Annotated in this window: 25 protein-coding genes; 6 read left to right on the forward strand and 19 right to left on the reverse strand. The window is 62.2% G+C overall.

Annotated features, from left to right (window positions below):
* Position 1: 1 nt before the first annotated feature.
* The 8 genes from E5S69_RS09425 to E5S69_RS09460 form a co-directional block, all read right to left on the reverse strand.
* The gene (locus E5S69_RS09425) at positions 2-667 is read right to left on the reverse strand and encodes a 3-hydroxyacyl-CoA dehydrogenase family protein (protein ID WP_058697535.1); all 666 of its coding nucleotides are present in this window, start codon (positions 665-667) and stop codon (positions 2-4) included.
* A gap of 1 nt (position 668) precedes the next feature.
* Positions 669-1,544, reverse strand: coding sequence for a 3-hydroxyacyl-CoA dehydrogenase family protein (locus E5S69_RS32795; protein ID WP_081050224.1), 876 nt, complete (start codon positions 1,542-1,544; stop codon positions 669-671).
* A gap of 9 nt (positions 1,545-1,553) precedes the next feature.
* Positions 1,554-2,720 carry an acyl-CoA dehydrogenase family protein gene (locus tag E5S69_RS09435; protein WP_058697536.1) on the reverse strand — a complete coding sequence of 389 codons (1,167 nt, stop codon included), beginning with the start codon at positions 2,718-2,720 and terminating at the stop codon, positions 1,554-1,556.
* Positions 2,721-2,922: 202 nt separating this feature from the next.
* Positions 2,923-3,678 carry an SDR family NAD(P)-dependent oxidoreductase gene (locus tag E5S69_RS09440; RefSeq protein WP_058697537.1) on the reverse strand — a complete coding sequence of 252 codons (756 nt, stop codon included), beginning with the start codon at positions 3,676-3,678 and terminating at the stop codon, positions 2,923-2,925.
* Positions 3,671-4,441: an enoyl-CoA hydratase/isomerase family protein gene (locus E5S69_RS09445; protein ID WP_058697538.1), complete on the reverse strand. Its 771-nt coding sequence runs from the start codon at positions 4,439-4,441 to the stop codon at positions 3,671-3,673. Before E5S69_RS09445 ends, E5S69_RS09440 begins: the two co-directional genes overlap by 8 nt.
* A 2-nt stretch (positions 4,442-4,443) precedes the next feature.
* Entirely contained in the window at positions 4,444-6,126 is a 1,683-nt protein-coding gene (locus E5S69_RS09450; protein WP_058697671.1) for a class I adenylate-forming enzyme family protein, read from the reverse strand.
* A 16-nt stretch (positions 6,127-6,142) separates the two neighbouring features.
* The gene (locus E5S69_RS09455) at positions 6,143-6,922 is read right to left on the reverse strand and encodes an enoyl-CoA hydratase-related protein (RefSeq protein WP_058697539.1); all 780 of its coding nucleotides are present in this window, start codon (positions 6,920-6,922) and stop codon (positions 6,143-6,145) included.
* Positions 6,923-6,934: 12 nt separating this feature from the next.
* Entirely contained in the window at positions 6,935-8,164 is a 1,230-nt protein-coding gene (locus E5S69_RS09460; RefSeq protein ID WP_058697540.1) for a CaiB/BaiF CoA transferase family protein, read from the reverse strand.
* A gap of 268 nt (positions 8,165-8,432) precedes the next feature.
* On the opposite strand from E5S69_RS09460, the gene E5S69_RS09465 reads away from it, so the two are divergent.
* A complete protein-coding gene (locus tag E5S69_RS09465) occupies positions 8,433-10,115 on the forward strand; it encodes a sigma-54 interaction domain-containing protein (RefSeq protein WP_058697541.1) in 1,683 nt (560 codons plus the stop codon).
* Between the two features lie 42 nt (positions 10,116-10,157).
* On the opposite strand, the gene E5S69_RS09470 is transcribed toward E5S69_RS09465, so the two are convergent.
* From E5S69_RS09470 to E5S69_RS09495, 6 genes are all read right to left on the reverse strand, one after another.
* A complete protein-coding gene (locus E5S69_RS09470) occupies positions 10,158-11,216 on the reverse strand; it encodes an SDR family oxidoreductase (RefSeq protein ID WP_058697542.1) in 1,059 nt (352 codons plus the stop codon).
* 15 nt (positions 11,217-11,231) lie between these two features.
* A complete protein-coding gene (locus tag E5S69_RS09475; RefSeq protein ID WP_171514468.1) occupies positions 11,232-12,011 on the reverse strand; it encodes an SDR family oxidoreductase in 780 nt (259 codons plus the stop codon).
* Positions 11,941-12,384 (reverse strand): type II 3-dehydroquinate dehydratase, encoded by a 444-nt coding sequence (locus tag E5S69_RS09480; RefSeq protein ID WP_058697544.1) that lies wholly within the window; start codon positions 12,382-12,384, stop codon positions 11,941-11,943. Before E5S69_RS09480 ends, E5S69_RS09475 begins: the two co-directional genes overlap by 71 nt.
* On the reverse strand, positions 12,384-13,016 hold the full coding sequence (locus E5S69_RS09485; protein ID WP_058697545.1) for a DUF4286 family protein: 633 nt from the start codon (positions 13,014-13,016) through the stop codon (positions 12,384-12,386). Before E5S69_RS09485 ends, E5S69_RS09480 begins: the two co-directional genes overlap by 1 nt.
* A complete protein-coding gene (locus tag E5S69_RS09490; protein WP_081050225.1) occupies positions 13,013-14,371 on the reverse strand; it encodes an MFS transporter in 1,359 nt (452 codons plus the stop codon). The genes E5S69_RS09485 and E5S69_RS09490 overlap by 4 nt, the downstream gene beginning before the upstream one ends.
* A gap of 298 nt (positions 14,372-14,669) precedes the next feature.
* Entirely contained in the window at positions 14,670-15,692 is a 1,023-nt protein-coding gene (locus E5S69_RS09495) for an aldo/keto reductase (protein WP_058697547.1), read from the reverse strand.
* 337 nt (positions 15,693-16,029) lie between these two features.
* Here E5S69_RS09495 and E5S69_RS09500 point away from each other — a divergent pair, with 337 nt between their 5' ends.
* Positions 16,030-16,488 (forward strand): Lrp/AsnC family transcriptional regulator, encoded by a 459-nt coding sequence (locus E5S69_RS09500; RefSeq protein ID WP_058697548.1) that lies wholly within the window; start codon positions 16,030-16,032, stop codon positions 16,486-16,488.
* 118 nt (positions 16,489-16,606) lie between these two features.
* Here the strand turns inward: E5S69_RS09500 and E5S69_RS09505 are convergent, their stop codons facing one another.
* From E5S69_RS09505 to E5S69_RS09525, 5 genes are all read right to left on the reverse strand, one after another.
* Positions 16,607-17,281: a TetR/AcrR family transcriptional regulator gene (locus tag E5S69_RS09505; protein WP_081050226.1), complete on the reverse strand. Its 675-nt coding sequence runs from the start codon at positions 17,279-17,281 to the stop codon at positions 16,607-16,609.
* Between the two features lie 110 nt (positions 17,282-17,391).
* On the reverse strand, positions 17,392-19,035 hold the full coding sequence (locus E5S69_RS09510; protein WP_058697549.1) for a cation acetate symporter: 1,644 nt from the start codon (positions 19,033-19,035) through the stop codon (positions 17,392-17,394).
* The gene (locus tag E5S69_RS09515) at positions 19,032-19,391 is read right to left on the reverse strand and encodes a DUF485 domain-containing protein (RefSeq protein WP_058697550.1); all 360 of its coding nucleotides are present in this window, start codon (positions 19,389-19,391) and stop codon (positions 19,032-19,034) included. Before E5S69_RS09515 ends, E5S69_RS09510 begins: the two co-directional genes overlap by 4 nt.
* A 36-nt stretch (positions 19,392-19,427) precedes the next feature.
* On the reverse strand, positions 19,428-20,651 hold the full coding sequence (locus E5S69_RS09520; RefSeq protein ID WP_058697551.1) for an FAD binding domain-containing protein: 1,224 nt from the start codon (positions 20,649-20,651) through the stop codon (positions 19,428-19,430).
* A complete protein-coding gene (locus E5S69_RS09525) occupies positions 20,648-21,127 on the reverse strand; it encodes a VOC family protein (protein WP_058697552.1) in 480 nt (159 codons plus the stop codon). Before E5S69_RS09525 ends, E5S69_RS09520 begins: the two co-directional genes overlap by 4 nt.
* Positions 21,128-21,534: 407 nt before the next feature.
* Between E5S69_RS09525 and E5S69_RS09530 the strand changes: the two genes are divergently transcribed.
* From E5S69_RS09530 to E5S69_RS09545, 4 genes are all read left to right on the forward strand, one after another.
* The gene (locus E5S69_RS09530; RefSeq protein ID WP_233528042.1) at positions 21,535-22,755 is read left to right on the forward strand and encodes an ABC transporter substrate-binding protein; all 1,221 of its coding nucleotides are present in this window, start codon (positions 21,535-21,537) and stop codon (positions 22,753-22,755) included.
* A gap of 156 nt (positions 22,756-22,911) precedes the next feature.
* A complete protein-coding gene (locus E5S69_RS09535) occupies positions 22,912-23,793 on the forward strand; it encodes a branched-chain amino acid ABC transporter permease (protein WP_058697554.1) in 882 nt (293 codons plus the stop codon).
* Positions 23,790-24,794, forward strand: coding sequence for a branched-chain amino acid ABC transporter permease (locus E5S69_RS09540; RefSeq protein ID WP_058697555.1), 1,005 nt, complete (start codon positions 23,790-23,792; stop codon positions 24,792-24,794). Before E5S69_RS09535 ends, E5S69_RS09540 begins: the two co-directional genes overlap by 4 nt.
* Positions 24,784-25,536 carry an ABC transporter ATP-binding protein gene (locus E5S69_RS09545; RefSeq protein ID WP_058697556.1) on the forward strand — a complete coding sequence of 251 codons (753 nt, stop codon included), beginning with the start codon at positions 24,784-24,786 and terminating at the stop codon, positions 25,534-25,536. Before E5S69_RS09540 ends, E5S69_RS09545 begins: the two co-directional genes overlap by 11 nt.
* Positions 25,537-25,543 lie beyond the last annotated feature (7 nt).

A 25,543-nucleotide genomic window follows, 5' to 3' on the forward strand; every position in this document is an offset into this window, starting at 1 on the left:
ATCATCGCTTTACCCGCTCTTCGCGTTCCTCGCGCTCCGCTGCGACGCGCGCGCGCCGCGCCGGGGCATAAGGCTCCTGCCCGAGAGCTTCATGCAAGGCTTGAGTGACACGGAAATGGTGCGCCAGGCCAGTCCGTTCCAGCAGCGAGATCGGACCCTCCGGGTAGCCGAGGCCCAGGCACAAGGTCTTGTCCAGGTCATCGGCGCTGGCCAGTTTCTCGTCCAGGCGGCGCAGCGCCGCATTGAAGTACGGGCGGATCAGCCGGTCGACGATGCGACCCGGAAAGTCATGACATACCGCGACAACCAGCCCCGCAGCCTGGAACACCACCTTGGCGGCTTCGATCGCGCCAGGGGTCGTGCCCGGTTGCCTGACGAGTTCCACCAGCGGGCTCGGGTCGGCGTCGCCGAGACGAAAGCGGGCGAATCCAACCACATTGGAGCCTTCGACGCCGCGGCTCTCGCCTGTGTGGATGCCCAGGCATTCGGTGCCCAGCTCGATGGCGACAAAGGTGCGCGCTTCGTGTCCTTTGCCTACGCTGTAGGCGCGACCGGCTTGCGAACCGAGGTAGACCAGCCCGTCGCCTTGCGCCGCTGCCTGTTCGAGGAAGGGATGGGATTCGGGAAAGGAACGGCTCTCGCCAGCTTGTATGATTTCGTAGCGCATATCAGGCTCCAAACATCTTGGTGTCGCCGTAGGTATGGAAGCCTTTGCCGGTCTTCTTGCCCAGGCGCCTGGCGGCGATCATGCGGCGCACCAGCGGCGGGCAGGCGGCGCGCGGCTCGTGGGTCAGGCCATGCATGGCTTCGCACAGCAGCTTCTGGGTGTCCATGCCGACCAGGTCCAGCAGCTCGAGCGGGCCCATCGGATAGCCCAGCGCAGTCTTGATGGCGGTGTCGATGTCGGCCGGCTCGGCGACGCCTTGTTCCACCAGCCGGATCGCATCGTTATTGAACGGGATCAGGAAGTAGTTGAGGATGAAGCCCGGCGTATCCTGTGTGGCCACCGGCTTCTGTCCCATTGCCTCGGCAAAGGCCCACGCTTTCTGGAAGGTCTCATCCGAAGTGGCCAGGCCTGGCGACATCTCGATCAGCTTCATCAGCTGCGCAGGCAGGCAGAAATGCATGCCGACGAAGCGGTCCGGCCGGCCGGAACCGCCGGCGATTTCGGTGATAGAGATCGTGGACGTATTGGATGCGAAGAGGGTAGCCGGCGGGCAGACCTCATTGAGCTGGCCGAACAACTGATGCTTGACTGCAAGATCCTCGAAGATGGCTTCAATGATGATGTCGCATTTGGCCAGGTCGCTCAGTGAGGTAGTGCCCTCCCAGCGGGACAACGCCTCAGCGGCGGCGCCGGCCGGCAGCTTGCCGCGCTCCTCGGATTTCTTCAGGAACGCTTCGGTCTGGCCGCGGGCGCGGTCCAGCGCATCCTGCCGGGCATCGAATACGATGGTCTTGAAGCCCGCGCGGGCCGCAACGATGGCGATGCCCGCGCCCATGGTGCCGGCGCCCGCGACGCCGACGGTTTGAATGGTTGTCACGTTCGTCTCCTATTTCTTCAGGAAGCTGCGCCCGATCAGCTGCCGGTGCACCTGGTTGGTTCCTTCCCAGATCTGGGTAATCTTGGCGTCGCGCATCAGCCGCTCGACCCGGTAGTCGTTGCAGTAGCCATAGCCGCCGAACAGTTGCACGGCATCGGTCGTGATGCGCATGGCCGCGTCGGTGGCGCGTTGCTTGAGCATCGAGGCTTCGATGCCGAAATCCTGGTCGCCGGCATCGACCATCTCGGCCACGCGCCAGAGCCACGATTCACACAAGGCCAGCTCCGTGGCCAGGTCTGCCAGCATGAACTGGATGCCCTGGAACTCGAGGATCCGCTTGCCGGACTGGCGCCGCTCGTTGATGTAGTCGACCGCATCCTCGAACGCCGCGCGCGCAATGCCCAGGGCATGCGCGGCAACGCTGGGGCGCGAGCGGTTCAGCGAGCCGAACAGGATCTGCAGGCCCTCGCCGGGAGCGCCGATAAGGTTGGCGCGTGGCACGCGGCAGCCGTCGAAGGCCAGGCTGGCCGTGCTGGACGCACGGGTGCCCATCTTGTGCTCGGTGCCGAGCACGCGCAGACCCTCCGTGCCCTTTTCCAGAATCAGCACGGAGATGGCGGCCTTCGGATCGCTGATCTCGGACCATTTGCCGAACACCAGATACAGGTCGGCCACGTCGCCGTTGGTAATGAAGGTCTTGCCGCCATTGATGACGATGTCGTCACCGTCGGGGGTAAAGGTGGTGCGCATGCCAGTGGCATCCGATCCCGCAGAGGGCTCGGTGATTGCCAGCGACGCCAGGCCGCCTTCGGCAATGCGCGGCAGCAGACGACTCTTCTGTTCTTCGCTCCCGTACTGGATCAGCGGCTTAATGGCGTGGAAGTTCGTGGCCCAGACAATACCGGTGGAGGCACAAGCCTTCGAAATCTCCCGCACGCAAGCGAGATAGCTCAGGAAGGACAGTTGCGCGCCGCCATAGTTGTCAGGGATGAACATGGCGTTCAGGCCCAGTTCATTGATGGCTTTCACGTTCTCCCAGGGAAACACCCCGGTGCGGTCGTACTCGGCCGCCCGTGGCGCGATCTGGGTGTTGCAAAGCTCCTTGACGCTGTCGAGGAGCATGCGTTCCTCGGACGATAGCGGCAGCCGCGCGTCCATCCGGTCCAGCATGTTCATGTCTTCCTCCGTTGGTGGGCTGTGAACCGCCCGGATCAGTCCACTGAATCACTGAAATTGGTCGGCGCCTGCCATGTCATGCGGGCGCATCGCGTCGTTGCAAATGCTCGCAATAGCCGTGCTATTGCTGCGCTTTGCGCCTGCGCTGCATCCCGCCTGACATGTCCTTCGCCTCCCATTTCAATGATTCAGTGGACTAGTGCTACAGCGCCATGCCCTGGCCGCCATCGACATAGAGCGTCTCGCCGGTCAGGAAGCGGCCGGGCAGCCGGAACAGCATGGCGGCAAGCCGTCCGATATCGTCGGACTGCCCGGGGCCTCCGACGGGAATGCGCTTCTTGAGGAATGCCTGGAGCGCACCTTCGTTCAACTCGTCGCGGTTCAGATCGGTCTCGATATAGCCAGGCGCGATATTGACGACCTGTATGCCATCGCGCGCCCATTCGACGGCCAGGCAGCGCGAGATCGCGCCGACGGCAGCCTTGGATGCGCAATAGGCGGCATTGCCGCGCACGCCGAGCTTGTCGTAGAACGAGCCAATGTTGACGATCAGCGCCGAGCCGGCCTCGCGCAGGTAGGGGTAGGCCACCTGGCTGGCGAGCAGGACCGACGAGGCGTTGGTTTGCATCACGCGCTCGAAGTCGGCGATCGGGAACGATGCGGACGGCCCCTGCAGGTGGATGCCCGCGTTGTTGACCAGGCCGACGATCGGCTTGCCGAACAGAGTGGGCACCTCGGCGAATGCCGCGTCGACAGAAGCGGCATCGGTGATATCGCAGTGTATTGCCGCCAGCCGCTTCTGTGCATCGGCATCGAGCGAGCCGGCGTCAGGAAGTTCGCCCGAACGCGAAAGGCAGGCAACGTGCAGGCCGGCGCGTGCCAGCTCCACGGAAATGGAGGCACCGATGCCGCGGCTCCCGCCGGTCACGATGACGGCGCCCTGGGTGAGATCAGGCATCCTTGAACTCCGGTGTGCGTTTCTCGATAAAGGCGCGCATGCCTTCGACGGAGTCATCCGTCTGGTAGGCCAGCGTGGACAGGTCGGCCTCGATCTCGAGTCCGGCGTCGAGCGTGGTCTCCATGCCGCGTACCACTGCCTCTCTTGCGAACTGAGAGGCGCAACGGCTATAGCCGATGAACTCGGACATGAAAGCCTTGCCAAGTTCGGCCGGGTCGCCGGCGGCCACCACACGGTTCACCAATCCGATGCGCTCGGCTTCGATCGCGTCGACTGTTCGTCCGGACATCACCATCTCCAGCGCACGGCCTTCGCCAACGAGGCGTGGCAAACGTTGCGTGCCACCGTAGCCAGGGATCAGACCGAGCTTGATCTCCGGCAGACCCATTCGGCCATGTACCGTCGCGATACGGAAGGTACAGGCCATGGCCAGCTCCAGCCCGCCGCCAAAGGCATAGCCATGCAATACGGCGACCGACGGAATCGGCAGGCTGGCCAGCTTGTCGAAGATACGTTGACCCAGCTGTGCGCCCTGGCGTTGTGCCATCAGGCTGCGGTCCATCAGTTCCTTGATGTCGGCGCCGGCGCAGAACGCCTTCGGCCCGGCCCCAGTCACAATGAGCGCGCGAGCGCCGGAGGCTGCCACCTGATCGAGCGTGTACGACAGTGCTTCGATCATCGTGAACTGCAAGGCGTTGCGGGCTTCGGGCCGGTTGAGCGTGAGGATCGCGTACGGGCCGTCAAACTTGATATCGATGGACATGGTCATGCTCCTGCTGTAGCGCTGGCCTTGTAGCGCACCGCCTGCGGCTTGAGTTCGCCACGCATGGTCATCTCGACCAGATCGCGTTTCAGGATCTTGCCGCTGGGTGTCAGCGGGAACTGGTCCAGGCCCAGGAAGTACTCCGGCATGTCGTACTTCGACAGGCCGCAGCTCGCCAGGTGGGCGAGCATGTCAGCCGGTTCCAGCGTTTGACCCGCGCGGAGCACAACCGACAGGCAGACCTTCTCGCCGAGTCGTTCGTCCTGCACGGGATAGGCCGCTGCGCGCTCCACCAGGGGATGCCGCATGGCCAGTTCCTCGATACGGGCGGGGTGGATATTGTGGCCGCCGCGGATGATCAGGTCCTTCTTGCGCCCGACGATCACGATGCAGCCGTTCTCGTCGATGATCCCGAGGTCGCCGCTCATGAACCAGCCATGGATGTTGAACGACGTTTCCGTGGCGACCTGGTTGCTGAAGTAGCCCAGCATCAGCAAGCCGCCGCGCCCGCCGATCTCACCGATCTCGCCCACTTCGGCCTCGACGTCCCAGTTGTCCTGCTTCCACAGGCGGACCTCATATCCGCGGCACGCGCGCCCGCATGTCGACACAATGGTGTCCGCGGTATCGGACGGGATGGTGTAGTTGTGCGAACCGTTCTCGGTCATGCCGTAGACGTTCTGCGGCGTCACGCCGAGCGTCAGGAACTTCTGCGCCACATCACGCGGGATTGCCGCGCCCGCCATGTAGAAGGTGCGGACTTCGCCGAGGGACGTCAGCTTGCGGTCGCGCACGGCCTGCAGAATGTCCATGGCGTGGGTCGGCACCCCCATCACATACGTGGCGCCGGTTTCCAGGATCCAATCGAGAGCATGCTTGCCGGCACGCAGGTTGGTCATGACCAGCTCCGCGCCTGCCACCAGCACTTGTTCCAGGGCCACGGTGGCAATGTGGTGGCTCATCGGGCTCAGCGTCAGAACCGTGGTATCGGCCGAGTGACCCCAGTCGTTGACCAGTGCGCGTCCGTTGGCCAGCAGCGTGTTGTCGCTGTGCATCACACCCTTGGGGAGGCCTGTGGTGCCAGACGTGAAGGCCAGATACACGATCTTGTCCGGGTTCAGGTCCGGCGTCGACAGTGCGGAGGGCGGCAGCTGATCCGGGAATGGATGGGCGTCGGCGGGCAGGGTGAAGTCGCCATTGGCCTGGCCGGGCATGGCAAACATGGCGGCGAGCGTCGGAATGTCGGCGGCGCGGCCGAAGATCGAGTTGTGGTCCGAATCGGCGCCGTAGCCGGGCATTGCGAACAGGGCCCGGCACTGGATGCGGTTCAGCAGCGTGCAGATCTCGTCGACGGTGTAGTTCTGGTGCAGTGACGGGCAACAGACGTAGCCATTGCGCGAGCAGGCCAGGAACACGATGGTTGCCTGTACCACGTTGGGCAGCCAGATGCCGACCCGGTCACCAGGTTTCAGGCCCTGCCTGTGCAGCGCCTCGGCTACGCTATCGACCCAGTCGACCACTTCGCGCCAGGTCAACCGGACATCCGCGTCGCGCAGGGCGGCCGACGTGGGGCGTTCCCGCGAATGGCGACGGGCGAGCGTGTAAAGGGTCTCCTGCTGCCAGATCCCCGACAGGTAGTAGTCCCGTGCATTCTGCGGATTGTGCAGCGTCAGGATGTTTTGCATGATCTTCACCCGGGCATCAATGGCCAAATTTGGAAGCATCCGGCTTGCGGCGTTCGGCAAACGCCGCCGCCAGTTCGTCGTGTTCGCTGGTGTCGAGATAACCGCGCAGCAGCAGGTCATGCGCCATGCGGGACAGCCCGCTGACACCGCCATGACGCGCGTTGAACGCGCTCTTCAGCGAGGCGAGCGCAAACGCGCCGCGCTCGGCCACCTCCAGCGCATATTCGCGCGTGGCTTCGGCCAGTTGCTCATCCGGGACGACGCGATTGATCAGCCCGATTTCCATGGCTTCGCGTGCCGTCATCTTGGGATTGCGATACCAGATGTCCTTGGCGCGCTTCTTTCCCACCAGGTCTTCCAGATACCAGGTGCCATAGCCCGCATCGAAGCTGCCGACCATCGGACCGACCTGGCGAAAGATGGCCGACTCCTTGGCAATGGTCAGGTCGCAGACCACCTGCAGCACGTTGCCGCCGCCGACGGCAAAGCCGTTCACCGAGGCGATGACCGGCTTCTGCAGGCGGTCGATGCTTTCGTACATCTCCAGCGTCGGCAGCACGCCCGCGTAGAGCGTGGTGTCCTGCATGCCGTCCTTGCGCCCGCCAGTGCAGAAGAACTTGTCGCCCGCGCCGGTGATCACGATGACGCGGGTGCGGGTTTCGCGGCGGATCGCGTTGATGCAGTCACGGATCTCGTGGCACATGGTCTCGGTGAACATGTTGCCGTCGTGGGGACGGTTCAGCGTGATCGTGCCGATGGGGCCGTCTTCCTTGTAGAGAATTTCGGTATAGGACATCGTGTCTCCTGTTTAGACGATTTCTGAGTCGATGAGGCCCGCGATGCATGTCGCGGACATGGAAAGTTCTTCCCTGAGAATGCGTTCGGTGTGCTCGCCCAGCGCCGGCGGCGGGTTGCGGAGCACGGCACTGGCGCCGTCGAAGCGGATGCCCAGGCCAACCTGCGGCACCAGGCCGGTAATGCCCTGGGTGGCGAAGAACATGCCGCTCTCGCGCAGCGGGATGTCGTCGGCCAGTTGGTCAATGCTGTTGATGGGGCCGGACGGGATGCGGTGTTGCGCAAACAGCGCAAGCCAGTGCTGGCGTGGTTGCGTCGCAAGGAGTTCGGCAATGGCCTGCACGATCGCCTGGCGCGCCTCGCGCCGGCGGGCGTTGGTCTCGAATCCCGGTTGCCGCGCGTAGTCCGGACGCCCGACCGCCGTCCAGAAGCGCTGCCAGATGGCGTCGTTGCCGAGTCCCAGCGTGATGGGGGAATCCGCGGTATCGAAGACCTGATAGATCGCGATCACGGAATCAGTCCCGCCCGAGCGGTTCGGCGCCTCGCCGGAACCCAGATAGGGCACGATCCGCGGCGCCATGAACCGCGCCATCGTCGCCACCATCGACACATCGATCTGCTTTCCGGCCCCCGTGCGTTCCCGTTCGAACAGCGCGGCCAGCGTGGCCATGGCAATGTCCTGGCCGGACAGCAGATCGGCGGCAGGGGTGCCGACCTTCTGGGGCGGGCGATCCGCCTCGCCGGTCAGGTGCATGACTCCTGAGTAGCCCTCTGCGATGAGGTCGTAGCATGGCAGGTCGGCGCGTTCGCCCTCGAGCCCGAACCCGGTCACGGACACATGGATCAGCCTGCCGTTGATGGCCTTGAGCGTCGTGTAATCGAGGCCGAGCTTTTCCTGCACACGCTGGGCGGTGTTGAGGACGACGACGTCGGCATGGCGCACCAGTTCATGCGCCACCCGCTGGCCCTCCGGGCGTGTGAGGTCGATGGTCATGCTCTGCTTGTTGCGGTTCATGCTCAGGAACCACAGGGACTCACCGTCCAGGAACGGCGGCCCCCAGCTGCGTGTATCGTCGCCGCCATGGCGCTTTTCCACCTTGACGACCTCGGCCCCCAGGTCGGCGAGCAGGAGCGTGCCATAAGGGCCAGCCACCGAGGTGGTGAAGTCGAGCACGCGAATACCCCGCAGGCAGGAAAGGCCTGCGCCGGGTGTCTGGAACGGGAGTGTCTTCAGTGTGTCCATTTCAGGTCGGATCTACGCAAGTGACCGACATACTGCAAAGCGTGTGCCAACACATGGCGCGAAATTTGCGGCTACGCGAGTGATTGCCTGGGGGCTTAGGCACTGCCTGCGTTAGCGGCCTTGCGGGCGGATCGGAAGGCCGACGAACCGGGGGGAAACTGCTTAGAATGAGACTGTCTTTGCAGTGTCCTTGCCTGCCATCGAGAAGGCAATTGTGTAGTCGCCGAATACACAGCGTTCCGTAAAACAGACGAACCGTGGTGGAGACATGAAACGAGAATCAGAGGGCGTCCTCGTACTCGATGCCGAGGGCAACACAACATTCGCCAGCGGACTCGGCAGGGATTCGCTGGTCGCCAAGTCGCTGGGCCGGCTCTGGCAGAACCGCGACCGCGTGCCGCTCAGGCGGATGTCGGCCATGGCCGACCTGGAGCGCCCACTGACGGTCGCGGCGATCCCGACGCGCGATTCAGTGTGCTTCCTGATCTTTGCCGTGCAGGAAGGCGATGAGCTGAGCGAGTTCCTGGCAAGCGTGGATGCGGCGCCGGACATCCTCAGGCATTTCATTACCGATCCCTACAAGGCGATGGTCGTGGTGGATACGTCGGCGCGCATCACTTACATGAGCCCGGTCCATGAGCGCTTTTTCGGCCTCAAGCATGGCGAGGCGATCGGGCGGGATGTGACATCGGTGATCGAGAACACGAAGCTGCAGGAGGTGGTAGCGACCGGCAAGGGGCAGGTGGCCCAGTTGCAGGAGATGAACGGCGTGACGCGCGTGGTGTCGCGGCTGCCGATCTTCGATCGCAACAAGCGCGTCGTGGCAGCCATCGGGCAGGTGATGTTCAAGGGGCCCGAGGCCATGCGCGAACTCACCGTGGAGCTTGCCAAGGTCAAGCAGGAACTCGATTTCTATCGCCGGGAGTTGTCCGGGATCCGCAACCGGAGCTACGGCCTGGATCAGATCGTGGGCAGCAGCGATGCCGTGCGACGGCTGAAGGAGGACATCCTGCGCGTGGCGCCATTGGATGTGCCGGTATTGCTGGCGGGCGAGAGCGGGACCGGCAAGGAGATGGTGGCGCACGCGATCCATATGCTAAGCCCGCGCAGCGACAAGCCGTTAGTGCTGGTGAACTCGGCGGCGATGCCGCCCAACCTGGTCGAGAGCGAACTGTTTGGCTATGAGCCCGGCGCTTTCACCGGCGCGGACCGAAAAGGCCGCAAGGGCAAGTTCGAGGCCGCCGATACCGGCACGCTGTTTCTCGATGAAATCGGCGACATGCCGATCGACATGCAGGTCAAGCTGCTTCGCGTGCTGCAGGATGGCCAGTTCGAGCGTGTCGGGGGCGATCGCGCCCGGCATTCGGATTTCCGCCTGATATCGGCCAGCAATCGGGACTTCAAGGCGATGATCGCCAACTCGAGCTTCCGGCTGGACCTGTTCTATCGGATCAGCGCGGTGACGCTGCGGCTGCCGGCATTGCGCGACCGTCTGGAGGACATTCCGGAGCTGGCCGATACCTTCCTGGAGGCGTTTGCGATCCGGCACGGCGCGCCGAAGAAGTCGATTGCCGAATCCGCGATCCGCTTCCTCCAGTCGCGCGCCTGGCCGGGAAATATCCGGCAACTGCAACATGCGATCGAGCGCGCGGCAATCTTCTGCGACGGACCGGTCTTGTCGGTCGCAGAGTTCGGCAGTATGGAAGGCGCTGAGCAGACGCTGGCGTGGCGCCAGAGCGGAGCCCCGGCGGGCGCCGCGGAAAAGTCGCGGCAGCCCGATATCCGTGAAGCGAAGGAACGGCTGGAATCGGCGTTGATTTTGGAAGCCATGCGCCGTACCGGTGGTAACAAGAAGCGCGTCGCCGAAGAACTTGGGATCTCGCGTTCGTACCTCTACAAGCGCCTGAGCATGATGGAGGAAGAAAAGAGCGAGGTGCCGGCGCCGCGCTAGGCGGTTGCGCGGGCCGGCGGTGCAAGCGTCGCTAGTGCCCGCCTACGGAATGATCCGGTTTGCGCGCAGTTCGTCGAACTGGCGCAGGAACATTTGCTCCGAATCCACGGCTTCGCTGAAGCCATGCTGGCGAGCCTTGGTGGTGGACGAAATGACGTCGAACTCCGGGGTGAAGACGAAGTTTCCGTACTTCCAGCCCACCAGTTGCTCGTACGGGATCGGCCGCAGGTCGTGCTCCCTGACCAGTCGCTCCCAGAGCGGTCCCTTGTCGGCCATCATGTGGACCAGATCGATCTTCTGGGCCGCAGCGGTTTCCATGTCGAAGTAGCGCGCGATGGCGGGCCACAAGTCCTGCCACCGGAAAATGTCGCCGTTGGTGATGTTGAACGGCTCGTTGGCAGCGGCCGGATCGGTTGCCATCCACTTGCAGGCGCGTGCCAGCAAGCCGCTGTCGGTCACGTTGTACAGCGCGCGCGCGTTGGCCTCGGAGCCCGGATGGCGCAACGGCAGCCCCAGTGCCTTGGAGATAGTGGCGTACACGGCGAGGACCATGACGAGATTCATCGGGTTGCCGATGGCAAAGCCGCAGATGCCGTGGGGGCGCGCGGCAGACCACGTCCACGCCTTGCCTTTCTGGCGCTGGGCGATGAATGCCTGCTGGTCATAGTAGAAGTTGGGCGGCATGTGACCCGGGTCGGTTTCCTTTGCGGGCGTCTTGAACGGTCCGAGATGATTGCCATACCACTTGGTGCCGTGCATCAGGTTGACGTGCTGGAGCCGGTCCGCCACCGGCTCGATGGCATCCATCAGGTTCGCGAGCAATGCCATGTTCGGCGCCACCATTTCGGCCCAGCCGGCCTTCTCGATGTAGGCAGAGAAGAAGATATGGGTGACCTCCCGCAGCCCGCCGAGCTTGGCCTTCGTATCGCCGGCGTCAAGCAGGTCGGCCGGGATGTGGCGGTACTCGCCGGTGATATCTGGCTCGCGACGCGAAACGGCGATCACATCCCATTCCGGGTCGGCGGCAAGCAGCCGCAGCAGGTTCCGTCCTACCACGCCGGTGGCGCCGGCAATCAGTGCGGTCTTCCTTGGTTGTGTCATGGTGTCTTTTGCTGGTTATCGAATGGCCCGGCCGCCGTCGACGCTCAGGGACGCTCCGGTGATGAAGGCGGCTTCCGCGCTGCACAGGAAGGCCGCCGCCGCTGCCTGGTCTTCCGCGGTCGAGATTCGCTTCAGGGGATGCAACGCCAGCCGCTCCTGGGCCCGATCCGCGGTGTTGCCATGAATGTTGCGGAACATCGGGGTATCGACGGTGCCGGGGCAGATCGCGTTGACGCGAATGCCGTCGTTGGCCAGTTCCAGTGCCAGGGCGCGGGTCAGGGAATCCACGCCGCCCTTGCTGGCGGCGTAAGCGCTGTGACGCAGGCTGCCGCGCAGCGCGTCGATGGAGGCCACATTGAGGATGCACGGCGAGTCGCTGCGCTTCAGCAGCGTCAGCATGGTCCGGCAGCCAAGGAAGGCGCCGGTCAGGTTGACGCCGATGACTTCGTTCCAGTCCGCCAGGCTGGTGTCCTCCAATGGCGCCTCGCGCAGGATGCCGGCATTGTTCACCAGCACGTCGAGTTGCCCGACTTCGGTACCGATACGATCTGCCAGCCTTTGCCAGTCCGCTTCGGAGCGGACATCACCGCTTACGGCGCGCTCGCGATCCTGCGGCATGCGGTCAAATCGGTATACGGTCCAGCCGTCCCGTTCGAAGCGTTCGGCAATGGCAAGGCCAATGCCAACGGCCGCCCCGGTAACCAGCGCCGTTCTTGGTTTCGCTTCAGGCATGTTTGTTCCTCTTGTGAATGACCTTCTGGATGGCAACCAGCGCAAGCCGGTAGGAGTCGACACCAAGCCCTGTCACCATGCCTGCGCTCTCGGAAGCGGTAACAGAATGCATGCCGCGGGCGTCGATATTGCTCATATGCACTTCGATGTAGGGCAGCGGCACCGCTTTCAGGCAATCGCGCAAGGCATGACCCGCATAGAGAAAGCCCGCGGGATTCATGACAAGACCGTCTACTTGCTCGCGTGTGGCGCGATAAATGGCGCTGATGGCTTCACCTTCGACGTTGGTGTAGAGGATGTCGAGTTGCATGCCGAGCCCCACGGCGTCCGCGCGCAGGATGTCGTCCAGTTCGGCGGCGGTGGTGGTGCCATAGATTTCCGGCTGGCGAAAACCCAGATACTCCATGTTGGCACCCTGGATCAGCAGAATTCGCATTACAAGTCCTCCTGGTTCAGTGAGCACAGCAGACGATAGGTGCCGACGTAGGCGTCCGGGAACTGCCGGCGCAGCGTGTTCGCCACGCGATTTGCCACTTCGGGCCGCAGGTATTCCAACACCAGGCAGGCGTTGATCTTCACGTCACCGCCGCGCAGTGCTTCTTCTGCGGAGATCTCCTTCGTGTCGGGCTCCGCCGAGATCCACATCTCGGAATGCGTGTGCGCCGCGTCGACCTCCAGCATGCCAACGGCGTCGCGCAGCCGCGGGTAGGCATCGGCTGCATTCAGCGCAACGGTCAGCACCACGCTGCCGCGACTCGCCCCGCGGAGATCGCGCCGCTCGCAGACCGTGCGGGACATGTTGGTGAAGCCGTCCTGCATCATGGAGATGGTGCGCGCGGTGGGGTGGGCGAGCCGTTCGCGATATGCCGCCGACCTCAGCACCTCGGGATGGACCACCTCGTAGGTGGTCAGGAACTGCCGCGAAGCGCAGATGGCTTCGAACCGGCGACCCGTCAGGAAGCCGGCGATGCCAAGCCGCTCCGGCAGGTGTTCCTCCTGATACCAGGATTCGTAGGCTGCTGCGCGCGACGCATTGCAGTCATTCCAGATAGCCAGGATCCCGCTCATGCGCGTGCTCCGGCTTGCGCTTCGGCCGACCTGAGTTGCCGGGGCAGCCCCAATGCCATGCACGCGGCGATCACGAACGTTCCTGCCAGGAACACCAGGCCAACGGTGTCGGTGTGGAAGGTCTGGCGGAACACGCCGAGGATGTATGGGCCGAAGAAGCCGCCGATATTGCCGACGGAATTCACGAGCGCCAGAGCAACGGCCGCCCGTGCGCCGGCAAAGTGCTGTGACGGAAAGCTGTAGAACAGGGGCACGGCTGCCTGCATGCAGGCAGCCATGCATAGCCCGGCGAACGCCAGGATAGCGCTCTGCGCGAATGCGGACATGGTCAATCCGATCGCCGCCAGCATCAGGATGGCGCTGAGCACGCCGGCGCGATTCTTTTCGCGCGGCGGAATGCGCGACAGCGTGAAGAGCGCCATGGCGCAGAACACCCAGGGCACCGCCGAGAGCAGTCCGGCCTGGACCGCGCTGACCGAGAAGCGCAGCTTGATGATCTGCGGCAGCCAGTAGGTGACGGCGTAGAAGCCGATGAGCATGGACGTGTACTGGAAGCAGTAGTACCACGCCGCGCGGGTCTTCATGACCGAGGCGATGGCGCTCAGGCCGTGACTGTCATCGGCCCCGCTGTTCCGGTCGCTGCGGATCGCCGCGATGAGCGTCTGCTTCTCGCGGGCCGTCAGCCATCGCGCCTTCTCAGGGGTGCTGGCCATGGCGAAACAGGTGATGATGCCCACCACCACGGCCAGGGCGCCCTCGATGATCAGGACCCACTGCCAGCCGGAAACGCCAAGGATCCCGTCCATGGTCAATAGGGCGGCGGTCATGGCGCTGCCCAGCGCCAGTGAAATGGGAATGCCGATCTGGAATACCGCAAATGCCCTGGTCAGATAGCGGATCGGCACGAACAGACTGAGATAGAAGAGAATGCCGGGGTAAAAGCCGGCTTCGCCGACCCCAAGCAACAGGCGGAAGATATAGAGCGACGTGGCACCGGTGACCAGGGATGTGCCCATGCAGATCAGGCCCCACGTGACCATGATCCGGGCGATCCAAAGCTTGGCGCCGTAACGTTGCAGAGCAATGTTCGATGGGATCTCGAACAGCACATAACCGATAAAGAAGAGTCCCGAGGCCAGACCGAACATTGCCGGCGTCAGGCCGAGCGCGGCTTGCATGTCGGGGCCGGCAACGGAGAGGTTGGTGCGGTCGACATAGGACACGAAGATCCCGATCAATGCCAGAGGCATGATCTTTCGGATGACTTTCGATACGATGCGCTGCTGTTCTGCGATGCTCTCATCAACCGCATCGGGACTAAGTGCCCCGGGAATGGACTGAAGCGATGTCGTCATGTCTCCTCCATTGTTGGAGTGGATGTTGGATAGTTAGGACGGAAGAAGCTCACCGGAAATCCCTCCGCCGGGGAAGCCTCGCAACATCGATGCCATGTCCGCGACGACGCAACTGAAGGGCAAACAGGCGTGCCTTCTGGGGTCGGAGCGTTGTCAGGATGACAATTGTGTCCACGTACATGTTTGCCGCGAGGACATCGGTCCTGGCGCGCGGCGCGCGCCACTCAAAAAAGGCTGGAAAGAACGGCCGGCATCAGGCCGGCCGGTCGCGGCGGCGTCGGGCTGTCAGTGCCAGGTCCTAAACGTGTCCCAGCACCGGATGCGGTTCATATCCTTCCTCGAGGTGCCGAACTTCTTCGGGTGTGAGCCTCACTTCCAGCGCGGCCACCGCCTGGTCCAGTTGGGCCGCCTTGCTGATGCCGATGACGGGAGCCGTCACGCCCTTGTGCAGTAGCCAGGCATAGGCCAGTTCCGCGTTGCTGATGCCCTTCTGGCCGGCCATCCGGGTGAGGTTGTCGACGACATTGAAATCCGATTCCCGAAAATAGAATTTCTTGGCCAGATGATCGGTCTTTGCGCGCTCGGTGTCTCCGAACCCCTCACGCTTGCGGTTGCCCGCGAGGAAGCCGCGGGCGAGCGGGCTCCACGGCAGCAGGGCTACACCGGAGTCCTTGCACAAGGGATTCATTTCGCGCTCTTCTTCCCGGTACAAGAGGTTGTAGTGGTTCTGCATGCTGACGAACCGGGTCCAGCCATTTTCCTTCGCCACCTGCTGGGCCTTCGCAAATTGCCACGCCCACATGCTGCTGGCGCCGAGATAGCGGACCTTGCCGGCCTTGACCACATCATGCAAGGCCTCCATCGTTTCCTCGATCGGCGTCTGCGTGTCGTAACGGTGGATCTGGTACAGGTCTATGTAGTCGGTACCCAGGCGCTGCAACGAAGCGTCGACCGCATGGAAAATGCGTTTACGGCTCAAGCCATCCCTGTTCGGCCGGCGCACGAACGAGGCCATCTTGACGCCCTCGTAGGCAATATCGACCGGCTCGTAGACCTTGGTAGCGACCACGGCTTCTTCGCGTCGGCTCCCCGGAAACATCTCTTTGAGGAACTTGCCGGTCAGGACCTCCGACATGCCGCCCGAATAGGTGTCGCCGGTGTCGAAGAAATTGATGCCAAGGTCGACCGCGCGTTTGACCAGCGGCCGGGATGCGTCTTCATCCATGACCCAGGGACGCCACTCAGGGCTCCCGAATGTCAGCATGCCGAGGCAGATTCGCGAAACCTTCAGGCCGGTCGTGCCGAGGCGGACGTATTCCATGCGTATGTCTCCAGGTTGTATGCATGACGCTCCGAGGATCGGAGCGGAAGGCATTGCTTCCGCACCGTCTGTCGGGTCGAGCGATTGGCTGAGCACTATGCATGCCAGCCTGGGATCGTCCTCTCTACGTTCAGGCGGCGTGTGCAGAGGCGCTTTTGTGGCGTTGGCATGTACGCGCAGAGGACAATGACTGTCCGCGGTTGTGCACGCGGAAGACAGTTGGGCGCCTTAGCCTGCGAGACCAGTCATTCACGGCGACTAAGTGCAACGAATCGATGTGCTAGCATGGCGTGCCACACGAACACTCAAGCAGGCCCATCCTGCCCGCCGTGAGAACATGAAGCTCGACAACATCGATCGCCGGATTCTGAACGCCTTGCAGGAGGATGGACGTTTGCAGAACGTGGATCTGGCCAAGCGGGTGGGGCTGTCTCCTTCGCCCTGTTTGCGGCGCGTCAGATTGCTGGAGGAGGCGGGAGTTATCGAGCGCTACGTTGCGGTTGTGAACCCGGCGAAGGTGGGCGTGGGCCTGACGGTCTTCGTGCGAGTTTGGCTCAAGGGGCAGGACGAGGAGACGGTCAACAGCTTCGTGGCAGCCATCAAGGACATGCCCGAGGTGACGGAGTGTCACCTGATGGCGGGCGACTGCGACTTTCTCTTGCGCGTCGTGAGCCAGGATCTGGACGCGTACCGGCAGTTTCAGATGACCCATCTTGCCCGGTTGAAGGCCGTCCAGAACGTCAAGAGCGAAATCCCGATGCAGCGGATCAAGCAGACGTCCACGATCCTCCTTTGAAGCTGCATTGCGTGGCGCGATGCAGATCTCGCCGTATCAAAGCCGTCGAGGCTGCATGTGACCGCCGAGGTGGCCACATGCTCGAGTCAGCCCGCGGCAGGGAAGTTCCAGCGTTGCGCTAAATCGTGGCGCCTTGGATTTTGCGCAAGGTAGCCGGGGCACCGCACAAGAATATGTCGACCTTTTGTCGGATGACCGCTTCCATGTCGTCCGGCACACTGAGTCCATACACCCACTTGCGCACGCCCAGATAGAAGATTGCCGCGTGCAGGCTCCAGACCATCTCGATCGCGGCATCGTTTTCCGCGGCATTGCGCGGCGCGGCAATGCCGAACGCTTCGCGTATCTCAGCCAGGACCGGCAGGAAGACCTTGCTGCGCAGCATGTCCATGTACCTGTCGTTGATGCCCTCGTGGGTCAGGCCGGAAAAGATGAACAGCCGGATCCATTCTTCGCGCAGGATCACTGACGAGTAGTCGATATAGAAGGCATAGAGCCGCTCGATCAGTGGGAGCGAACAGTCGGCGATCTGCTGTTCCCATTCGGGACGCCACTGGAAGACCTCGTTGTACACGCGCTCGATGAGGGCCTCCTTGTTCTCGAAGTACCGATAGAGCAGCGGCTGGGTGATCCCGATCTGCCTGGCGAGATCGCGCGTACTGCCTCCGAAGCCGCTCCGGGTAAAGTGTTCGATCGCCTTTTCGACAATCTGCTGTTGCCGTTCCGCGGGCAGGAGCCGACGGGCAACTTTGTCGGAGGCGCTATCCCAATCCGCTACTTTGCTTGTTTCCATGATGTATGGCCCGACTTTGCCGCGGATCGCGCCCGTGGGAACCCGACCATGCCGCGGATGCTCCGGTTAAGGGCCCCTCTCCCAGGTGGGAGAGGGTAGAAGTCATGCCCTTACGCCTCGGCCGTCCCCTTGGTCCCCATCCCCAATTCACAAGCCACGCGCTGATTCTGATACGCCGCACGCTCCCACGCGCCTCTTGCCGAACGGTCCGTCACCGAGAAGGCGTAGATGCCGGCGAACGCGACCAGCATGGAGAACAGTGCCGGATACTCGTACGGGTAGATTGCCGAGGCATGGCCCAGTACCTGCACCCAGACCGTTGGGCTCAGGATCGTGAGAACCACAGCCGTGACGAGTCCCAGCGTCCCGCCGATTACGGCGCCACGCGTAGTCAGTCCCCGCCAGTAGATCGACAGCAGCAGCACCGGGAAGTTGGAGCTGGCGGCAATCGAGAACGTCAGGCTGACGATGAAGGCGATGGTCTGCTTCTCGAACAGGATGCCGAGCAGGATCGACAGCACACCCAGCACCAGCGTAGTGGTACGCGAGACCCGCATCTCATCCTTCTCAGATGCCTTGCCTTGGCGAATGACCGTTGCATAGAGGTCATGCGAGATGGCGGAAGAGCCAGCCAGGGCGAGCCCGGCAACGACGGCAAGGATAGTCGAGAACGCCACGGCGCAGATGAAGCCGAGGAACACGTTGCCGCCGACCGCATGGGCCAGGTGCACGGCCACCATGTTGACGCCACCGATCACGGCACCTGTGCCATTGTGGTACAGCGGATCGCCGGCGACCAGTGCGATCGTGCCGAAGCCGATCACGATGATCATGGCGTAGCCAGTGCCGACGATGCCGGTGGCATAGAGCACGCTCTTGCGCGCGGCCTTGACATTGCTGACGGTGAAGAAGCGCATCAGGATGTGCGGCAGGCCTGCGGTGCCGAAGATCAGCGCCAGGCCGAGCGACACGGCCGACACCGGGTCGGACACCAGACCGCCTGGACGCATGATGGCGTCATGCTTGCCATGCGTGGTGACGGCATGCTCGAACAGGCTGTTCAGGTTGAAGCCAAAGCGGCTCATCACCATGAAGGCCATGAAGGCGCAACCGGCAAGCAGCAGGACGGCCTTGATGATCTGGATCCAGGTGGTGGCCAGCATGCCGCCAAAGAACACGTACACGACCATCAGCACGCCGACCAGCACCACGGCCGAGGTGTAGCTGAAACCAAACAGCAACTCCACCAGCTTGCCCGCGCCCACCATCTGCGACACCAGATAGAGCAGGACGATCACGATCGAGCTCGACGCCGAGAACGCCCGGATGGGTCGCTGCTTGAGCCGGTACGAGAGCACATCGGCGAGCGTATAGCGGCCCAGGTTGCGCAACGGCTCCGCGATCAGGAACAGGATGATCGGCCAGCTTGCCAGGAAGCCGATCGAATAGATCAGGCCGTCATAGCCGCTGGTGAAGACGAGCGCCGAAATGCCGAGGAGCGATGCGGCGGACATATAGTCGCCGGCAATGGCCCAGCCGTTCTGCATGGCGGTGATCTTGCCGCCCGCGGCGTAGTGGTCGGCGACGCTGTTATTGCGCTTTGCCGCCCACCGCGTCACGACAAGCGTCGCGGCTACGAACACCAGGAACATGGCAATGGCGATCAGGTTCAGGCCCTGGCCAACCGGCGGGGTGGCTGCCAGCACGGGAGTGGCAGCCGTGAGGGCAGCGGCTGCAGTCAGTACGCGTTTCATGACGGCTCTCCCTGGCGGATCTCGTCGATCATCTTGTCGTAGACGGTGTTGCTGCGGTACACGTAGACTGCCACCATCGCGAACGTGAAGGCAAACATGCCAAAGCCGATGGGAATGCCCACCGTCATCGGCTGTCCCGGCGTCAGCGGCACGGCAAGCAAGTCCGGGCGGAAGGCCAGCGTGAGAATGAAACCGAAGTAGACCAGCAGCATGACAGCGGTGAGCGTCCAGGAGAAGGCGCGACGCGCGCGGTGCAAGCGCTCGAAGCGCGGTTGCCTCAGCATCGGGTGCGGGTCCACCGAGCCGTCGATGCGGGCTAGTCCTGGCGCCGAAGGAAAGGGGGCGGTGTGGGTCATGACATTGTCTCCATATGCCTGTTGTCTGGATCTGCGTCAGAACTGACGGGATACTGCTGTCTCGCGCATGACCGCCTCCGGTGTGCGATAACGTTCGGCCATTTCGCGGTCCTGATCGCTCTTGAGCTGGGCCTGCATGTAGGCGCCGAGGTGGCGCGCGTGCTCGACAATCGCATGTCCGAACTGGACGCGCTCGGTACTGTACGCGTCGAGGGCCGTCTCGACGGTCGAATGTTCGCTGAGGGCGCGCACGATTGCCATCGCATCTCCCGCAGCCTTGGTGACGCCCATGCCGCAGTGAGGGCGGGCGACAAAAGCGGCGTCACCGAGCAAGGCAATCCTGCCGAAAGCCATGCGCGGCACCGTCAGATCGAAGATCGGCTGGAACAGTGGTTGGGCTGTCTTGGTGACGACCTCGGCAAACTGCGGGGCGAGCAAGGATGTCGCCGCATCTTCCATGTCGGCGATCACGTCGGGGCGAATCAGGCCCGGCGGGATGCCGTTGGGCCAGCGCTTGCCGCTGGCGTCAGTCAGCAGATCGGGCAATTCGTCGTCCTCGCGCGTCGCGCGATACCAGACGAAGTTGTAGCGACGCTGCCCAGGTTCGGTGCTGTTGGCTTCACCCGCCACCGGATACCCGAGGATTTGCTCGCGCGGAGGCAGGCAGAAGGCGAACTTGTCAAAGATCGCCGCGTGAGTGTCGGGCGAAAGCTGTGACTCGTCGACCAGGCCGCGCCACGCAATGTATCCGGCGTATTCCAGGCCGGCCGAAGGCAAGAGCTGTTCGCGCACGCTGGAACGGAAGCCGTCGGCGGCGATAACCAGATCGGCCCGGTGGGTCGAACCGTCCTGCAGCGTCACCGTAGCGTGGTCCCGGTACGTATCGACGGACGTCACGAACGCGCCCGTCCGATAGGTGCCCGTGAAAGCCTTGCCGAGCACGTCATACATCTTGCCCCAGGCGGTCAGCGTCTGAGGCATGTCCCGATCGGCAAGCGACACACCCTCCCGGGAGAGCGTGATTCGGGTATTGACGTGCACGCCAATGCTTTCATCGACCACCACGCCCGCCGATGCCAGCGCGTCGAACAATTCCGGGTGCGTGACGATGCCGGCGCCGCGCCCAGTCAGCGCTTCGGGCGTGCGCTCGAAGATCTCTACATTCCAGCCATTGCGGCTGAGCATGTTGGCCGCAAACAGCCCGCCCAGCGATCCACCTACGACAATCGCCTTCGGCTTGTTGTGCAATACGGTATTCATGCCAGTGCTCCAGTCTTTGCTTGTGCACTGTCGGGCAGTGCCAGTCCTGCCACTTCGGCAGCGGGGTAGTTGAGTTCGATCGTGACGCCGGAAGGATCCTCGAGGAAAACCTGATGCAGGCCGAGGCTTGGTACCGTGCGATCACGCCAGGAGATGCCTTCAGCACGCAGGGTCGCCCACATCTGCTCGACGCCCGTGGCCAGGAAGGCGATGTGGTCCAGCGTGCCGGTGCCAGACGCGGGCAGGGATTTGTCGCCCAGATAGGCGGACAGGCCGGAAGGGTTGTCCGGATCCACGCCAATGATGTGAACCGTCCCGTAGTCGCTCTCGTCGTCACCCATATAGAGCCATGCGCCGGGAAAGTCGAAGGGTGGTCGATAGCCGCGCCGGAACCCCAGGACGCGTTCGTAGAACGCGCAGGACCGCTCCAGGTCCGTGGTGCGTATCGAATAGTGTGCTAGTTTGGCCAGTGCCATCGAAGCCTCCTGTAAATTATCAACCGATCAGTGATCGATGGATAAATAGTAGGGCGGAAGCTGTTGGAGGCCAAGAACCTCTAGGGTGGGACATACCCTAACTTCCTGATTATTTTCGGCCGATAAATGACCTGGGGTGCACCTTTAGACGCCGAAGCGTGGAAGCCGGCGAGTTCGTCAGTCTGATTGCTGCTGCGCAAACTGAAAAGCGATCCGTTGGCAGGGTAGACGGGAGGTCACAATCACAGCGGCAGCCTTGCCCAAGGCGTCCTCAGACCAGGTGTACTTCTCCGGGTTTTCCCTTCGTATTTATCATTTGACAAGCAATTTGACGTATATCAAAGTTATCGATAGCTAAACAAAGAACCGGGCTGCATCGAATAGCTGCGGCCTAACAGGAGACCTTCATGGGACATGCAGTCATGGGTGCGCAGCGCACCGCTCGTCGCTTCTGTATTGGGGTGTTCGCTGGCTTGCTCGCCGTGGGTGCGCAAGCACAGACGATCAAGATTGGGCTTCCTGTACCGCTTACCGGTCCCTACGGCGCGGAGGCAAAGGACCAGGTGCGAAATGCCGAGCTGGCCGTCAAGGAATTCAATGATGCCGGCGGTCTGAACGGCCGCAAGGCCGAGTTGCTGGTGCGTGACGACAAGCTCAATCCCGGTGAGGCAGCCACGCGGACCCTGGAATTGCTCGAGAAGGACGGTGCGCAGTTCATCGTAGGTGGTCTTTCTGCCGCGACGCAGCTATCCATCAACAACGTTACCAAGCAGCGCAAGGTCATCTATATCTCGATCAGTCAGTCCGACGTCATTAATGAGGCGACCGATGCGAGCCCTTACACGTTTCATGAGGCAATGAATCCCCACATGACGACGCAGGCCGTGGGCCGCTATGTCTTCAAGAAGGGGATGCGTATTGCCTTCCTGACCGCTGACTACGCCTATGGCCACGAGATGACGCGCGGCTTCACGCGAGTGGCCAAAGACCTTGGCGCCGAGGTGGTTGGCGAAGTGCGGCATCCGCTTGGGCAACAGGACTACTCCACCTTTCTGCCACGGCTGATGGCACTCAAGCCGGATGTGCTGATATTCAACAACTTCGGCCGCGATAACCAGATCTCCATCAAGCAGGCCTCGGACTACGGCATGAAGAAGTCCATAAAGTTCGTCACCCCCGTGATGACTTACACCTCTCGCGTCGCAGGCGGGGCTAACACATATGAAGGTGTCATTGGCGGGACGCAGTACTTCTGGGAGATGGAAGCGACAACGTCATCCGCGAAAGCCTTCAATGCGGCTTTCCGGGCCAAGAACGAGGGACGCTACCCGTCTGACTATGGCGCGATGGCATACTCGGCCGTCAAGTCATTGCTCCTGGCGGTCAAGTCCGCCGGTAGCAGCGAGACGGAAAAGGTCGCGACGGCGCTGCGCAACCTGAAATATGACACCTACAAGGGGCAGCAGTACTACAGACCCTGTGACCAGCAATCCGTTCAGTCGGTACTTGTGATCCAGTCGAACTCCAAGGAAGCGGCCAATCCCGACGACGTGTTCAAGGTTTTGCACGTCGAACCAGCCAGCGAGAAGCTGTTGCGTCCGTGCACCGAACTCGGCTTCAAGGGCTGAGCTATCGGCAGGTCGGTATGGGGCGATCCGTTACAACGCTGGTCGTCCCTACGGAGCATGATGTCACTGATCGTGGCTAGCGCCTTGCACCTGCAGCGTCGCCAGAGGAAGTTTTAGGGCTGTCGTAGCGGGCGCACGGCGAGAGGCGGGAAAGCGATGGAAATCTCATTAGATCTACTGGCACTGCAGCTCTTTACAGGGCTGGCGCTAGGTGCAATTTACGTGCTGCTGGCGGTCGGCCTGTCCCTTATCTTCGGGATGCTGACAGTTGTCAATTTTGCGCACGGCGCCTTCTACATGATAGGCGCCTATGTTGGGCTGCTGGCTGTCGAAAAGACAGGAAGCTTCTGGGCTGCGCTCGTAGTTGCTCCGTTGACCGTTGCGGCCATTGGCATGCTATGCGAGCGATGGCTGATTCGCCCCTTGTATGGTCGCGGTATCGACTACCCGCTTCTGCTCACCTTCGGCTTGTCATACATCATGGTCGAGGCCATACGTATCTGGTTCGGAAAGGCCGGGCTGCCGTTCGACACCCCGGAAGTCCTGCAAGGGGCTACTAATCTTGGCTTTGCCGATTTTCCTACCTACCGATTGTTTGTGATCGGCGTCGTTTCGCTTCTGCTGCTCGCCTTGTGGTTGCTGATCGAGCGGACGCCATTCGGCCTGATTGTCCGGGCAGGAGCCCGTGACCCGGTCATTGTTCGCGTACTTGGCATCGACGTCTCACGTGTCTGGCTGATCGTGTTCGGGATGGGTACTGGCATTGCGGCGCTGGCTGGCGTCCTGTCGGCGCCGTTGCAAGGCGTATCGCCGGAAATGGGGACGTCCGTTCTCACTGTAGCTTTCGTTGTTACCGTTGTGGGCGGGATGGGGTCCTTGATGGGTGCCGTCGTGGCGGGCTTGCTTGTCGGCGTTGTGGAGAGCATGGCCGTACTCTTCTTCCCTGAGGCAGCGAAGGTGTCCATGTTCGTGATCATGGCCGCAGTGCTTCTCATCCGGCCGCAAGGACTCTTCGGCCGAACAGGATTGATGACATGAAGAACTTCCATGTTCATGGCGCCATTCGCCTAAGGAATGAAGCTACCGGACTTGCAAGCCAGATGTGCAGGGTTGTCGCGATGCACCGCGTCCTGGCGACTGTCGTCTTCTTCGCGGCATTTCCATGGCTGGTGCCCTACCACTCATTGGCCATCAACGTTCTGATCTATGGACTGTTTGCAGTCGGCTTCAACCTGCTGTTCGGATACACCGGTCTCCTTTCGTTTGGCCATGCCGCATTCCTCGGGGTCGGTGCATATTCGGCGGGCATTCTTATCGCACAGTACCAATTGGCATGGTGGGCGGCGATTCCCGCGGCCATGGTCGCTGGCTGCATGGTAGCCCTCGTGATGGGACTCCTGGCCATTCGGACCAGGGGCATCTACTTTGCGATGGTGACGCTGGCGCTGTCCCAATGTGTTTACTTCCTGGTTTATCAGATGCCAAGCTCCGGGGGGGAGAACGGATTGCGAGGCGTGAACATTGCCGAGCTGGATCTCTTTGGATTCCGTCTGGACCTGCTCGATCCGTTGCAGAAGTACTACTTCATCTTCGCGCTCGTCTCGGTCTCTCTTTGGGTGCTCTCTCGCATCCTCGCATCTCCTCTGGGTGGCGTTATCGAAGCCGTCCGCGAGAACGAAGCTCGCGCCCGTGCCTGTGGTTTCGATATTGAACGCACGAAGCTGTTGGCATTCGTCCTTTCCGCCGCCTTCTGCGCCCTTGCCGGAGCGCTCAACGCTATCCATCTCGGAAGTGTTCCCATTGAAACACTCCATTACTCGACGTCCGGGATGGTTGTAATGTTGTGCCTGCTCGGAGGCATGGGCACTTATTTCGGTCCGTTCGTCGGCGCGGCGCTGTTCCTGCTTATTCAGGATTTTGCTTCAGGCTGGACTGAGCACTGGCAGCTGATTGTCGGGGCGGTCTTCGTGGTCTTCGTGCTCTTCTTCCCAAAGGGCGTCTGGGGCACGTTTCTGGAGAAGGTGCACCATGAGCGCTGACGCCATTATTGAAACCAGAGGGGTCAGCAAGCGCTTCGGTGACTTCAAGGCGCTCACTGATGTGAGCGTGAGCATTCGCCCCGGAATGCTGACGTCTATCATCGGCCCTAACGGCGCTGGAAAGAGTACCTACTTCAACCTGCTGTCCGGTGCGTTCGCGCCTAGTGAAGGTCGGATTCTGTTCATGGGCAGGGATATCACCGGCATGCGGCAACACGAGTTCGCGCATATCGGGATCGCCAAGTCGTTTCAGATCACCAGCCTTTTTCCGAACTTCACCGTGCTCGAAAACGTACGGATTGCTTTGCAAGCGCACGTTTCGCGCTACGGTATGTGGCGCCGACGCTCAGCCTTGTCGGGGCTGACGGAGCAAGCCAGCGTCCTGCTGGAGACAGTGGGACTTTCTGGCCGCGCAAAGAGCTTCGCCAGGGAACTCGCGCATGGGCAGCAACGGTGCCTCGAGATCGCCGTCGCTCTTGCTGCTCAACCGAAGTTGCTACTGATGGATGAGCCGACCGCGGGAATGAGCCCGGAGGAAACAAAGGTGATGATGGGACTTATCCGCCGACTCGTGGAACAGCGGACGGTCGTGCTTGTCGAGCACAAGATGAAGCTTGTCATGGGGATCAGCGAGCGTGTCGTAGTCCTGCATCACGGTGAACTGATCGCGGAAGGTACGCCGGATGATATCCGGGCCAATGATTTGGTGAAGCGCGTGTACCTTGGACAAGGCAACCATTGAGGGCACA

The organism is Cupriavidus necator (genome assembly GCF_013141915.1).
GTDB classification, from domain to species: domain Bacteria; phylum Pseudomonadota; class Gammaproteobacteria; order Burkholderiales; family Burkholderiaceae; genus Cupriavidus; species Cupriavidus necator_B.